We start from the raw sequence: 14,804 nt of genomic DNA, 5'->3' as shown, positions 1-14,804 counted from the left end.
CCTAAAATCCATTTCTTTCATAGGGAAAATATACGGATTTTATCCCAAATAATCTAATTATATTACCGCTATGTTAATAATACCTCAAAAGGTGTAATTTTTATAAATAAAAATTACACCTTTTTTTAATTGAATCAACTCAAGGATATAACATACACTTGTTTTTATACATAAATAAAATACTGTTTATCAAGTTTTTACAAAAACAATTCAGTCTACATGCAACCTTTAGTTTTATGAATTGTCATTAACAATAGTAAAGCAAATAAAATTGTAATCATTTTTCTATCAAAAAACTAACAAAATCAAAAGTCAAAACAAATTACGTATGAATCAAAGTTTTAAATGTAAACATCTTAAAAAAAGGACACGATTACTTATCCTCTGTTGTTTTTCTTTACTGGTAATGAGTTCAAGTGTAATAGCTCAAGAAAACCATACAATAAGTGGTAAGATTACAGACATAAAAAACGGGGAAACACTTTTTGGAGCTTCTGTCTTTTTTAAAGGCACTTCTATTGGAGTAATTACTAACGAATATGGATTTTATTCTATCTCTGCTCCAAAGGGAAACTACACTTTGACTGTTTCTTATGTAGGGTACACAGATATTAATAAAGAAGTAGTATTAGACCAAAATCAAAAAATAGATTTTGAAATTACTGAGTCATCTACTCAATTAGACGAAGTAATTATTAAAAGTGAAGAAACAGAAAGAGTAAGTCTAAGAAAACCAGAGATGAGTGTTTCTAAACTTAATATAAAAACTGTAAAACAAATGCCAGTGGTATTAGGAGAGGTCGATATTATAAAATCTATTCAAATGCTACCTGGGGTTACAAAAAATGGAGAGGGTACCAGTGGTTTTCATGTACGAGGTGGTGCCGCAGATCAAAATCTGGTTTTACTAGATGAAGCAATTATCTATAATACCTCTCACCTATTAGGGTTCTTTTCTGTTTTTAATGCAGACGCAATTAAGGATATTAAACTATATAAAGGAGGCATCCCAGCTCGTTTTGGAGGGAGAACATCTTCTGTACTAGATGTACGGCAAAAAGATGGTAATAATAAAAAGTTTGGTCTTACAGGTGGAATTGGTGTTATTTCTAGTCGATTAGCTGCAGAAGGACCATTGTTTAGTGATAAAGGCTCGTTCCTTGTTGCTGGTAGAGGTTCATATGCACATTTATTATTAAAAGCATCCGGAAAAAAAAATACTGCTGGTTTTTATGACTTAAACCTTAAAACAAACTATATTCTGAATGAAAACAATAAACTTTACTTATCGGGGTATTATGGTAGAGATACATTTAACTTTGGGGATAGCTTCGCCACAAGTTATGGAAACGTATCTGGAAACCTAAGATGGAATCATATTTTTAATGATAAACTATTCTCTAATGCTTCTTTTATCTATAGTAAATATGATTATGATCTCGAAATTCTTATTGAAGAGTTTGAATGGGTATCATCAATTAATAATTACAATGTTAAATACGATTTAAAATATTATGCTAGTGATAAATTCAAATTAGATTTTGGAGTAAGCGGTATCTATTATGATTTTGATCCAGGTCGAATAAAGCCAACCTCTAATAATTCTTCAATAAACCCTCTAGCTCTTGATAGAAAAAAAGCTTTTGAAAGTGGTCTATACCTCAATGCAGAACACAAAATAACTGATAAACTTACAGTACAATATGGGGTTAGATATAGTGCTTTCAGTCGATTAGGAGGACAAGCTATAGCAAACTATAGAAACAATCAACCTGTTGTATACAATCCTACTTTAGGGATTTATGAGAGGGGTACTGAAATTGGTGAAACTAACTTTAAAAAGAGTGAAACTATCGAAAATTTTGGTAATATAGAACCTAGAGCTTCTTTGGCGTATCAATTAAACGATAAATCATCAATAAAAATGGGGTATTCTAGAGCTGCACAATACATACATTTATTATCAAACACCACTGCTGTTACACCTCTTGATGTATGGACACCTAGTGGAAAATATATAAAACCTCAATTATCTGATCAATATGCCTTAGGGTATTTTAGAAATTTTAAAGACAAGATGTTTTCATTAGAATTAGAGGGATACTATAAAACTACAGATAATCGAATTGATTATATAGATGGTTCTGACCTGATTGGAAACAATACAATAGAAACCGAAATTTTAAATGGTGAATCAAGGGCTTACGGACTAGAATTCTTATTCCGTAAAAACAAAGGTAAATTTACAGGATGGCTTGCATATACCTTATCAAAATCAGAGCAAAGAACCGTTGATGCCAATGCAGGAGGACCAGGGATTAATAATGGAGATTGGTACAATACGGCCTATGACAGAACTCATGATGTCTCATTAACAGGTACTTACCAACTAAATAAGAAATGGACTTTAAGTGCTAATACTGTTTTTCAAACAGGAAGACCTGTAACCTATCCTAATGGTCAATATGAGTATGAAGGGCTATCAATAGCTAGTTATTCTGATAGAAATTCTGATAGATTACCAGCGTATCACAGACTTGATATTTCTGCTACATACAGACCCAATAATAAACCTAATAGAAGGTGGAAAGGAGAATGGGTTTTTGGTATTTATAATGTTTATAATCAAAAAAATGCTGCCTCCATATCATTTGGACAGAATGCAGAAACGGGTGCTAATGAAGCTACCAGAACAGCTATTTTTGGGATAGTACCATCAGTAATGTATAATTTTAAATTTTAAAAAAATGAACATCCATATAAAAATTATAATCATCCTATTGGCGGTAGTTTTTACTTCTTGTGAAGATGTAATAGATGTAGACGTACAAACAGCTCCTGCAAGATTAACTATTGAAGCCTCTCTAGATTGGGAAAAAGGTACTACAGGAAATAATCAAACTATAAAACTGAGTACTTCTACTCCTTATTTTGATAGAATCACAAATACCGATGTTTCTGGTGCTACTGTAAAAGTTACTAATGATACCAATGGCTCAGAATTTATTTTTACAGATCAAAATAATGGTGAGTATACTACTACAGAATTTGTTCCTATCGTTAATCAATCTTATACGCTAGAGGTTATTTATAATAATGAAACTTATACTGCCAAAGAAACATTAATGCCAGTAGCAGACATCAAAGAAGTTAACCAATCTACAGAGAATGGCTTTGATGATGAAGTTCTAGAAGTAAATGTAATATTTGATGATCCAAAAGAAGAAGGAAATAATTACCTCATTAAATTTAAAGAAGAAGGTGATCTATTGGCTGAATTTGAAGATTTTAATGATGAATTCGTAAACGGTAATGAAATTAGCTGGTATTATGAAAAAGATGACAATGACGATGATGAGTTTGTTGCAGGAGATGTCATAGATATAGATTTACACGGTATCTCTGAGGAGTATTACAACTATATAAGAATACTTATTGAGCAATCTGAGGGAGCTGGCCTATTTAGTGCAACACCTGTAGCATTAAAAGGTAATTGTATCAATTTAAGTAATAAAGATAATTATGCACATGGTTATTTCAGGTTAACTCAAGTAGAAAGAAGAAGTTATACCTTTAAATAATTCAAAACATGTAGAAAAGAGATAGATAAGTTAATGTGTGATATCTCTAACAACCTGTCGAAACCCTATAACAATGATCTAAAATTTCGGCAGGTTTGTTTATTGGTAAACGCCTATTATACCCTAGTATAATTAATTCCTTGGGTATAAGAATGATTTTTCGACTTCAAAATCAATTACTCCCCCTTCTTTTACTTCGTAAGTAATAAAAAGTTCTCCCCAATATACTCCATCCGTAAAATCAGCAATAATCCATTTATGGTTTAATAACCGCACTTTATTTATGCTCATATTGCCTTCCATCCCTACAAATGGAATAATTGGATTATCTTTTCCTGCCTTATTCTGACTAATAATTTGATCACTTATTGTCAAAGTTAATTTATTGGCATCATACCCCATTTCCTCAAAATAACTCACTGCATCCTCATTACTCTCTAATGAAAAATACGTAAGATCCATAGTCGTACTTATCAAAGAATCGATAGCTGTTTCTTTTTCTGTGATACGAGTTTCTAGGTTATCTATTTTTTTATCGTAGGATTCTTTCGCTTTTTTTGCATTCATAAATTGAAAAAGGATAAATAGTAATGCAAAAATGAATAGATATAAAAAAATTTTATTCCTCATGTTTCTAGATTGTTATTTTTAAATTATCGTAAGCTATGTATACGTTTTTTGGTAATTTTTTTTCAACTTCAGCATGAAACCCCATTAAATGACTTATATGAGTTAAGTATGCTTTCTCTGGTTTTATTTCTTCTATAAATTTTAGTGCTTCTTCAAGATTAAAATGTGAGTGATGTGGCTCTATCCGCAATGCATTTACGACTAACACCTTGACACCTCTTAATTTCTTCTTTTCATTTTCTTCTACCGTTTTTACATCTGTCATATACACAAAATCTTTGAATCGAAATCCAAAAACCTGTAAACGATTATGAAACGTATTAATAGGAATAATATCCAAATTACCCAGTAAAAAAGGAGTATTACTAATCTCGTGCTCTATAACACTGGGAGCTCCTGGATACTTATTTTCTGAAGAAAAAATATATTCAAACCTAGCACTCAATGACTCTAATACTCTTTTGTGTGCATATACAGGAATATCTCCTTGTCTGAAAAAAAAAGGACGAATGTCATCCATTCCCATGGTATGATCAGCATGCTCATGTGTAAAGACAATACCATCAATTCTTGATACATTATTTGATAGCATCTGTTGCCTAAAATCAGGTCCACAATCGATAACATAACAGTATTGACCCCAAGATATAAGCACAGAAACCCGTAATCGTTTATCACGAGGATCATCACTCAAACACACAGGGTGATCGCTTCCTATTACAGGAATTCCCTGAGATGTACCAGTACCAAGAAAAGTTACTTCCATAGCTTCTATAAACCAGAGCAAATGTACTTATATTTTTTTGCTCAAAAAATTACATATTTTTCTTAATTCGTAATATAGGACATAAAGTGTAGATATAAATTTACATACATGCTTTTTTAATACTTTTTGGATTAGTACCTTTACAGTAAACAAAAAAAGCCCTTTTTACTATGCCTATTAAGATAATGGGAGATAAAGAATTTGAGTCTGTCCCTTCAATAAAAAGCAAAGCTTTACGTATTAACCTGAACCAAAACATCTATGGTACTTTTGCAGAAATTGGTGCTGGTCAGGAAACTGTTCGAAACTTTTTTAGAGCAGGTGGAGCTTCTGGTACTATTGCAAAAGCAATGAGTGCCTATGACAAAGATTTTAGTGATGCTATCTATGGTATCGAAAGCGATAAACGCTATGTTACCGAAGCGAGATTAAAAAAAATGCTTAGGCATGAAGTTGGACTTATTGAAGAAAGAATTACTAGAGAAAAACATCCTAATAAATTATTCTTTAGTTACGCCAATACTGTAGCAACCATTGATTTTGCAAAAAAATACAAAGGTCACGGTTGGGTAGGTATAAGATATCAAACCGTACCAAACGAAGAATACAACGAAATCTCATTGCATATACGTTTTCATGAGAATGATGCCAAACTACAGCAAATGACTTTGGGAATATTAGGGGTTAACCTAATTTATGGTGCATATTACAAATATGATAATCCAAAAAAGTTACTACGCTATCTGTATGATCACCTAGATAAAGATCAAATAGAAATTGATACAATCAACTTTTCTGGTCCTAGATTTAGTAAAGTAGATAATCGCTTAATGAGTTTACAGCTAGTTAAAAATGGAATGACAGAGGCCGTTATGTTCGGCCCTGATGGTAATAATATATTACCTGCTGCCATTTTATACAAGAAAAACATATTAGCGCTTCGTGGTAGTTTTAGACCTGTGACCAAAGTAAATATGGATATCTACGAGAAGTCACTTAATATGTTTTTGAGTGAAAATAAAGTAAATAAAGATAAAACCGTAGTTATATTTGAGATCACTTTATCCAACCTAAGGGCAGAAGGTGAAATTGATGAGGAAGATTTTATGGCTAGAGCTAGATTATTATGCTCTCAAGGGCAAACTGTAATGATTTCTAACTTCAAAGAATATTATAGGGTTGTTGAGTACTTCTCAAACTATACCAAAGAACGTATGGCACTTGCCATGGGAGTAAATAACTTGGTAGATATTTTTGATGAAAAATACTATAGACACCTTAGTGGAGGGATTCTAGAAGCTTTTGGTAAATTGTTCTTTAAAGATCTAAAAGTATACCTATATCCATTAAAAAATCATAAAACTGGAGAAATTACGACTAGTGATACTCTAAAAGTACACCCGAGAATGAAAGAATTGTATAAATTCTTTAAATACAACGGTAAACTACAAGATATTGCAGATTATGACGCTTCTCTTATGAATATTTTCTCAAGAGAAATTTTACAAAATATTCAGGATGATACTCCTGGTTGGGAAAATCAATTACCAGAGCTTATCCCTGAAATGATTAAAGCCAATAATTTCTTTGGCTATAAAGCTGAAAAAGCTATAGAAAAATAAATCTCATATAAATAGTAAAAATAGAGAGGTTATAAAATTATAACCTCTCTATTTTTTGTGAAAATTTTGACCTTGTATAAATAGGGTAAAAGAACAACAGTTTCGTATTTATTTTGAATTCTAAAACAAAAACGAAATGAAAAGAATAATTTTGTTGTCATTGCTGATACTTGCCAGTAATCACATTTTCTCACAAGGAATAGATTTTAAACACAGTAATTAGGCTGAGATTAAAGCAAAAGCCAAGACAGAAAAAAAATTATACTATACTACTTAAATTCTGTTGAAAAACTCATTAAAAATTATCATGCTAAAGAGATCAATAAAAACATATACCCTTTTTATTATAAATAAAAAGGGTGTCATAGACTTTTACAAAAATAGATTTACTACAAAATCTGAGCCGTATGATCTTTGGTTTTCACTTTACCTATTACCTCTATAATTATTCCTTTTTCATCTATCACAAAAGTAGTACGGTGGATACCATCATATTCACGTCCCATAAATTTTTTAGGCCCCCATACACCAAAAGCTTCAATTACTTTTTTGTCTTCATCTGCTAATAAAGAATAAGGTAACTCATTTTTATTCTTAAAATTAAGTTGTCTTTTTGCACTATCTGCACTTACTCCTATAATCTCATATCCTTGAGTTTGAAACGTTTGATAGTTATCTCTCAAATTACATGCTTCTGCCGTACACCCTGGAGTACTGGCTTTGGGATAGAAAAAAACAACTAATCTTTTACCCTTATAATCTGCTAAGGATATAGTATTTCCTTCTTGGTCCAATGCTGTAAAATCAGGAACCTTATCCCCTATTTTTAATGTTGTCATTTTATATAATTTATACGAATAAAACTTTTTACTATTTCTTTTGCTGAATTTGCAACAAAAATACTTATCTATTTTTAATTTTAGCAAGAAATTAATACCTATCTATATTTATAGAGGGTTGATTATTTTATACTTTAGCTTAAAATAACTTTGAGACATGACTAAACAGGAAAAGGTAGATTTTACGATAAAAACACTTCAAGAACTATATCCCAAAATTCCTATTCCTTTGGATCATAAAGATCCATACACATTACTTATTGCTGTATTAATGAGCGCTCAAAGTACAGATGTTCGGGTAAACAAGATTACTCCTTTATTGTTTGAAAAAGCAGATAATCCACATGCTATGATACGACTGTCTGCAGAAGAGATTAGAGAAATCATAAAACCTGTAGGATTAAGCCCTATGAAATCAAAAGGAATATATGAATTATCTCACATTCTCATTAACAAACATAACGGAGAAGTCCCTCAAAGTTTTGAAGCTCTTGAAGCATTGCCAGCTGTTGGCCATAAAACTGCAGGTGTAGTTATGTCACAAGCATTTGGTGTACCTGCTTTTCCTATAGATACACATATTCATAGATTAATGTACCGATGGGGATTTACTAATGGTAAAAATGTAACACAGACAGAAAAAGATGCTAAAAGATTATTTCCTAAAGAGTTATGGAATGATCTTCATTTACAAATAATCTGGTATGGTCGAGAATATTCTCCTGCAAGAGGTTGGAATCTAGATAAAGATATAATCACTTCTACTATTGGTAGAAAGACAGTGCTAAGTGAATATAATAAAAACAAAAAGCCTGTTAAAAAATAGGCTTTTTGTTTTTATGTTTTTAGTTTAAAATCGTTTCGAATTTTAAACTGTTATTACATTCAATAACCTGTAATGATTTTGAATAGTTTAGTAAAAAATTAATTGTATTTCTACTTGGTAATAAATGTTTTTCTTCTCTTTTAGAAGACGTAAAGTAAAATTTTGCCATATTAAATGTCTTAAATTATAAAGTTATTATATAAGACTATAACGGCACCAAAACTACTTTATTGCACAAATAGATTAATTAGTTTGTTAAAACTATATTATTTTTTTCTATCACTTTTCTTAAATTAATCAAAGCATATCGCATTCTACCTAAAGCTGTATTGATACTAACCCCAGTTTTATCAGATATTTCTTTGAAACTCATATCTCTATACATACGCATGACCAATACCTCTTTTTGATCATCTGGTAATTCTTGGATTAGATTACGTAAATCTTCTTCTACCTGATCCTTTATCAATCTTTTTTCTGCATTGAGATCTCCATCACTAATTACAGAAAAAATACTGAACTCGCCATTATCCTCAAATTTTGGCATTCTATTTCCTTTTCTAAAATGGTCAATCACCAAATTATGAGCAATACGCATTACCCAAGGAAGGAATTTTCCTTCTTCATTGTATTTTCCATTTTTTAATGTGCGTATTACCTTGATAAAGGTATCCTGAAAAATATCTTCAGAGACATCTCTATCAAATACTTTGGAATAAATAAAACTATAAATACGTTGCTTATGACGTTCAATAAGAATTGAAAGCGCACATTCGTCGCCTTTAATATAATTATTAACCAGAACTGCGTCTGATAGGGTGTAATCTTTCATACCTTGACTCAATTTAGCACAAGCATATAACTTGGGGCTCGGGCTACGTTAAACTTAAAAAGTAAAGGTATTCAATAGGCAGTTTTGATTAGTTTTTTGAATGTTTTGAGATTGCTAATATAATAACTATCCTCGAATATTAAACAATTTCCTGTTAATTTTTTTAACTCAACTTTCAATCCACTTCAGTTATCGTACTTATTTAGTAATCCTTATCTTTGCGCTCTTACTGCATATTTACTATGATTCAAGACATTACAACCTTAGATCCAAAAGACAACATAATTATAAAAGGTGCTAAGCTTCACAATCTTAAAGATTTAGACGCAGTCATACCTAGAAATAAATTAGTAGTTATTACTGGTTTATCTGGTTCTGGTAAATCTAGCTTAGCTTTTGATACATTATATGCAGAAGGGCAACGCAGATATGTAGAAAGCCTCTCATCATATGCAAGACAGTTTTTGGGACGCCTTAATAAACCAAAAGTAGATTATATCAAAGGGATCGCTCCTGCTATTGCAATAGAGCAAAAAGTAAATTCTACTAATCCAAGATCTACAGTAGGTACTACGACAGAAATTTATGATTATCTCAAGTTACTCTATGCAAGAATTGGTAAAACATATTCTCCTGTTTCTGGCGAATTAGTAAAAAAAGATACCGTTACAGATGTTATTAAATATGTAAAATCTTTTGAAGATGGCGAAAAACTATTATTACTCTCTCCTATTTATATAGAAGAAGGACGTACTCTTGAAGGAAAATTAAAAGTTTTACAACAACAGGGATATGCACGTATAAAACACAATAATGAAGTAACCAGAATTGAAGAAGCCTCTATAATTGATAAGGATACATATCATTTGGTAGTAGATCGTATTGTGAAAAGAGATAATGAAGATTTTTACAATCGACTTGCTGATGCTGTTGACTCTGCTTTTTTTGAAGGAAAGGGAAGCTGTTATATAGAATCATTGACAGACGGCAAGCAAAAACAATTCAGTAATAAATTTGAATTAGACGGAATATCTTTTCTTGAACCTAATGTACATTTATTTAGTTTTAACAATCCATATGGGGCATGCCCAGATTGTGAAGGATATGGTGATGTTATTGGTATTGATCAGGAGTTGGTAATTCCTAATACTGCATTAAGCATTTATGAAGGAGCCGTATTCCCATGGAAAGGTGATAGTATGGGCTGGTACAAAGATCAATTAGTAAACAGTGCATATAAATTTGATTTCCCTATTCATAAGCCATATTTTGAATTATCAGATGAACACAAAGAATTACTTTGGGCAGGAAATGAATATTTTGAAGGAATTACCAGTTTTTTTGAAGAATTAGAATCTAAAGCTTATAAAATCCAAAATCGAGTAATGCTATCTCGATACCGTGGTAAAACAAAATGTAATACTTGCAAAGGAAAACGATTACGTAAAGAAGCTAATTATGTGAAAATTAATGAAGCTACCTTAACTGATCTTGTAGAAAAACCACTTAATGAGCTTGCTGATTTTTTTAAGAATATTACTCTTAACAAATATGATTCAAAAATTGCCAAACGCTTACTCAAAGAAATTAATAGTCGATTAGAGTTCTTACAGAATGTGGGGCTAGAATATTTAACCCTTAATCGTAAATCAAATACATTATCAGGAGGAGAATCTCAACGTATTAACTTAGCTACATCATTAGGTAGCAGTCTTGTAGGTTCTATGTACATTCTTGATGAACCTAGTATAGGTCTACACCCAAAAGATACAGAAAAACTAATAAAAGTATTACAGTCATTACGTGACCTGGGCAATACGGTAATTGTCGTTGAGCATGATGAAGATATTATGAAAGCTGCTGATGAGATTATAGATATTGGTCCAGAAGCAGGAACACATGGAGGTCATGTTGTTGCTACAGGGAATTTTAGTGAAATTCTAAAAGCTGATTCTCTTACTGCAAAATATCTTAACGAAACTCTACAAATTGAAATTCCCCAAACCCGAAGATCTACAAAATATTATTTAGAAATCATCGGAGCTCGTGAGAATAATCTTAAAAACATTACTGTAAAAGTACCTCTTGGCGTCTTTACAGCTATTACAGGAGTATCTGGTAGTGGAAAAAGTACATTAGTCAAAAAAATTATCTACCCAGCTATCTTAAAAGAACTAGGAGGCTATGGAGAAAAGGCAGGACAGTTTACAGAACTAAAAGGAAATTATAGCAATATCAAACATGTAGAGTTTGTGGATCAGAACCCTATCGGAAGATCTTCTCGATCCAACCCTGTTACCTATATCAAGGCATATGACGATATACGTAATCTATTTGCTTCACAAAAGTTATCAAGTATTCGCAATTATAAGGCAAAACATTTTTCGTTTAATGTAGATGGTGGACGTTGTGAAACTTGTAAAGGAGAAGGCGAAGTTACTATAGAAATGCAATTCATGGCCGATGTACATCTTGAGTGTGAGACTTGTAATGGGAAGCGCTTTAAAAAAGATGTTCTAGAAGTAGCTTTTCATGACAAAAATATTCATGATATTCTTTCTATGACTATTGACACTGCAATTGATTTCTTTTCTGCTCATAACCAAACCAAAATTCAAAGGAAATTACAGCCTCTGCAAGATGTTGGACTGGGATATGTGCAATTAGGACAGAGCTCTTCTACCCTATCTGGTGGAGAAGCCCAACGAATTAAGCTAGCCTCGTTTCTTGTAAAAGGTAATACAAAAGACAAAGCATTATTTATTTTTGATGAACCTACTACTGGACTTCACTTTCATGATATCAAAAAATTACTCACTTCTTTTAATGAATTGATTGCCAAAGGACATTCTATTTTGGTAATAGAACACAATCTTGATTTGGTAAAATGTGCTGATCACATTATTGATCTTGGATTAGATGGTGGTAAAAATGGAGGTAACATTATTGCAGAAGGTACTCCTGAAGAAATTATAAAAATAGATGCATCTTACACTGCACAATACCTAAAAGAAAAACTGTAAAATATTGAGAGAACTATTATAATACAATTAACATTATTATAATAGTTCTCACTGTAATGTGATGACTTTATTTTCGGCTAAAGTTTTAATATAAACTCAAAACCACAAATAATGTCACTTACAAACGACTTAAAAAGCTTAGCACAAAATTCAGCAAAAAAACATCCTGAAAACGTTCAACAAATAATGAGAAACGGGATTCAGGTATTGAAAGATGCTGATATAGTTTCGCAAGCACTAAAAACTGGTAATGCGATACCAGAAATCACACTTCCAAATGCAGCTAATAAAAACATCTCTATTCAAGAACTATTACTAGATAAAAAAGTAATACTGTCTTTTTATCGAGGTGGATGGTGCCCATATTGCAACTTAGAATTAAAAGCATTACAACAAGCATTACCTGATTTTGAAGAAAATGGAGCTACCTTGGTTGCAATAAGCCCAGAGACTCCTGATAATTCATTAACTACTTCAGAAAAAAATAACCTGAGTTTTGAAGTACTCTCGGATGAGAATAACAAAATTGCAGAAAAATTTAACCTTACCTTTACTTTACCACAAGATTTAGTAGAAACTTATAAAGGCTTTAATATTGACCTAGAAAAAAGTAACGGGAATACAGATCAGCAACTTCCTATTTCTGCAACTTACATTATTAATCAGGACGGAACTATACTCTACGATCATATAAAAGAAGATTATAAAGAAAGAGCCGACCCAGAAGAATTAATTAACATATTAAAAAACAGATAATTACCAATTACTTCTCATAACCTTACAATTTTTGGCACGCCATTTGAAAAGAAAATTATCAAATAGCGGAAGCCGAAAAGCTAATGAGTAGGCATCAACCCAAAAACAATTAAGGTTATGAGAAAAGTAATATTTTTTATTTCGGCTCTGTTACTTGTAGGAACTACTGCAAAGGCAACCGATCACAAGGACCTGAATCACGAGAATAGGGTTACAAAACGCTATCATCATGCACAAACCATTACCTTTGTACAAGGTGGCGTAAAATTTTTCATCTATACAGATGGAGGAATAGACTACAGAATTCTAAGAAGAAGACCCCCACATTGGAACGATAATGTGATTTACAATACTCCTGGGCCATATCACAACGCGAGATCACCTCGCAATTATGTACAATATGATTATTACGGAAGAGTTAAAAAAATTGGTCCAAATTATATTAGTTATGATAGATATAATAGAGTACGAAAAATAGGTCGTATCTATATACGATATAACAGACGTGGATTGGTATATCAAATTGGAGGACTACGGGTATATTATAAAAAATACGGTAGGATCAAATTTGTAGAAGGTGATATTTATTACCGAGGTTGTGGATATTGTGGAATAACTGGATGTTCTATGACTCATGAACCATACTATAATCAAAATTGGAAACCAAAGCATTATGATCACGATGATGATGATGATGATCATTATTATAAAAATAGAAAAAGAAAAAAAAGATATCACGACGATGACGACGATGATGATGATGATTAAAATATAAATTAGTTAGTTGGTTAGTTGTTTGAAACCCTGTTACCAGATTATATCGGCAGCAGGGTTTTGCTTTGTAACCTTTATATATTCATACAATTTTGGAATTTTATATTTTAGTATATAAATAACAAAAATAGAAAGTGACTACCTCTTGATTAATTTTTATAGAAAATCTTTGCTATTATAATATATATTCTGCTAAGTAGTTTTTAAATTACTTTACACCCTATTCTTTTTTATATAATAAAATACCACCAACAAAAGACATAAAATAATACTTATCAAAAGTGTCCAATACAAACTGTTCATAACAAAAGGAGTATCTATTACAATAGGATCAGAATTACCTAATAAATAAAAACTACCCCAATAAAAAGGATTGGTATAAAATATATCTGCAGTATTGATATATTTTAATTTTGCTTGTTGTAGTGCTCGATCTTTACTCATTCCTTTTTCTAAATTAGAATAGAAATATTTCATCAATTCTGGCGCTGCTCTGTCAGACACCTCCCAACTACTCAATAGCAAACTTTTTGTACCAGCATACTGAAAAGCTGTACCTAAGCTCATAATCCCTTCTCCATTAGCAATCTGTCCTGTTCCTGTATTACAAGCACTTAACACCGTAAGATCAGCAGGAATATCTAATGCAAAAAGTTCATGACTATACAACAAATTATCTTCGAGAGTATCGTTACTTTTTGTAAAATACAATTTTGAATTTTCGGGTTTATTATGATCTACTTTACCATGTAAAGCTAAATGAAGTATGCTATATTGCCCAGCATTTTCTTTAAAGTTAGTTTCTATTGCATCGATTCCATAATAATATTGACCATTAATAATTTCTGAGATAGTAGTTTAGCCCCCAATAAGTTCGGAGTGTTCTTTTAAATTTCAAACTAATACATTTGAGATATGAAATACAAGAAATGGACTTTAGACCAGAAGTTAGAAATACTAGCTACTTCGGAAGAGATTGGTATCGTAGAAGCTTGTCGTAAGTATGGAGTTGAACTAATCCTCGTTGCCTCGGGAGCTTTTTTTAGCTACTTACAAAAATACCTTAACTTGATGACTCGACAAAAATCTTAAGCATATGTATATAAAAAAAGTCAAAAACGATTTTAGAAACAGCCATAGAAGCGGTACCAAAAT

General features: G+C 31.6%; 13 protein-coding genes. 8 read left to right on the top strand and 5 right to left on the bottom strand.

The genetic code is table 11. The features are described from left to right. Nucleotides 1-328 precede the first annotated feature (328 nt). Nucleotides 329-2,743, top strand: coding sequence for a TonB-dependent receptor (locus CVD18_RS18025; RefSeq protein WP_103866867.1), 2,415 nt, complete (start codon nt 329-331; stop codon nt 2,741-2,743). Between the two features lie 4 nt (nt 2,744-2,747). Then, complete coding sequence (locus tag CVD18_RS18020; protein WP_103866865.1) at nt 2,748-3,581, top strand: DUF4249 domain-containing protein; 834 nt, start codon at nt 2,748-2,750, stop codon at nt 3,579-3,581. 132 nt (nt 3,582-3,713) lie between these two features. On the opposite strand, the gene CVD18_RS18015 is transcribed toward CVD18_RS18020, so the two are convergent. Then, nucleotides 3,714-4,211: a hypothetical protein gene (locus CVD18_RS18015; RefSeq protein ID WP_103866863.1), complete on the bottom strand. Its 498-nt coding sequence runs from the start codon at nt 4,209-4,211 to the stop codon at nt 3,714-3,716. A gap of 4 nt (nt 4,212-4,215) precedes the next feature. Continuing rightward, on the bottom strand, nt 4,216-4,977 hold the full coding sequence (locus CVD18_RS18010; RefSeq protein ID WP_103866861.1) for an MBL fold metallo-hydrolase: 762 nt from the start codon (nt 4,975-4,977) through the stop codon (nt 4,216-4,218). A 170-nt stretch (nt 4,978-5,147) separates the two neighbouring features. Here CVD18_RS18010 and CVD18_RS18005 point away from each other — a divergent pair, with 170 nt between their 5' ends. Continuing rightward, entirely contained in the window at nt 5,148-6,599 is a 1,452-nt protein-coding gene (locus CVD18_RS18005) for a nicotinate-nucleotide adenylyltransferase (protein WP_103866860.1), read from the top strand. Between the two features lie 389 nt (nt 6,600-6,988). Here CVD18_RS18005 and bcp read toward each other — a convergent pair whose 3' ends face one another. Continuing rightward, on the bottom strand, nt 6,989-7,438 hold the full coding sequence (gene bcp, locus CVD18_RS18000; RefSeq protein ID WP_103866858.1) for a thioredoxin-dependent thiol peroxidase: 450 nt from the start codon (nt 7,436-7,438) through the stop codon (nt 6,989-6,991). 157 nt (nt 7,439-7,595) lie between these two features. Between bcp and nth the strand changes: the two genes are divergently transcribed. Beyond that, nucleotides 7,596-8,264, top strand: coding sequence for an endonuclease III (nth, locus tag CVD18_RS17995; RefSeq protein ID WP_103866857.1), 669 nt, complete (start codon nt 7,596-7,598; stop codon nt 8,262-8,264). A 247-nt stretch (nt 8,265-8,511) separates the two neighbouring features. Here nth and CVD18_RS17990 read toward each other — a convergent pair whose 3' ends face one another. Next, nucleotides 8,512-9,096 (bottom strand): RNA polymerase sigma factor, encoded by a 585-nt coding sequence (locus tag CVD18_RS17990; RefSeq protein ID WP_103866855.1) that lies wholly within the window; start codon nt 9,094-9,096, stop codon nt 8,512-8,514. Nucleotides 9,097-9,338: 242 nt separating this feature from the next. Between CVD18_RS17990 and uvrA the strand changes: the two genes are divergently transcribed. The 3 genes from uvrA to CVD18_RS17975 all read left to right on the top strand — a co-directional run bounded on the left by uvrA (nt 9,339) and on the right by CVD18_RS17975 (nt 13,643). Beyond that, nucleotides 9,339-12,119: an excinuclease ABC subunit UvrA gene (uvrA, locus tag CVD18_RS17985; RefSeq protein WP_103866853.1), complete on the top strand. Its 2,781-nt coding sequence runs from the start codon at nt 9,339-9,341 to the stop codon at nt 12,117-12,119. A 111-nt stretch (nt 12,120-12,230) separates the two neighbouring features. Then, nucleotides 12,231-12,875, top strand: a complete 645-nt coding sequence (locus CVD18_RS17980) for a peroxiredoxin-like family protein (RefSeq protein WP_103866852.1) — start codon at nt 12,231-12,233, stop codon at nt 12,873-12,875. Between the two features lie 117 nt (nt 12,876-12,992). After that, the gene (locus CVD18_RS17975; protein WP_103866851.1) at nt 12,993-13,643 is read left to right on the top strand and encodes a hypothetical protein; all 651 of its coding nucleotides are present in this window, start codon (nt 12,993-12,995) and stop codon (nt 13,641-13,643) included. Between the two features lie 219 nt (nt 13,644-13,862). On the opposite strand, the gene CVD18_RS17970 is transcribed toward CVD18_RS17975, so the two are convergent. After that, complete coding sequence (locus tag CVD18_RS17970) at nt 13,863-14,489, bottom strand: CHAT domain-containing protein (RefSeq protein WP_304529244.1); 627 nt, start codon at nt 14,487-14,489, stop codon at nt 13,863-13,865. A 75-nt stretch (nt 14,490-14,564) separates the two neighbouring features. Here CVD18_RS17970 and CVD18_RS22730 point away from each other — a divergent pair, with 75 nt between their 5' ends. Continuing rightward, the gene (locus CVD18_RS22730; RefSeq protein WP_158250495.1) at nt 14,565-14,741 is read left to right on the top strand and encodes a hypothetical protein; all 177 of its coding nucleotides are present in this window, start codon (nt 14,565-14,567) and stop codon (nt 14,739-14,741) included. Nucleotides 14,742-14,804 lie beyond the last annotated feature (63 nt).

Source organism: Aquimarina sp. I32.4, assembly GCF_002924285.1.
Taxonomy (GTDB): Bacteria; Bacteroidota; Bacteroidia; order Flavobacteriales; family Flavobacteriaceae; genus Aquimarina.
This window is presented reverse-complemented; position numbering and strand designations above follow the sequence as displayed.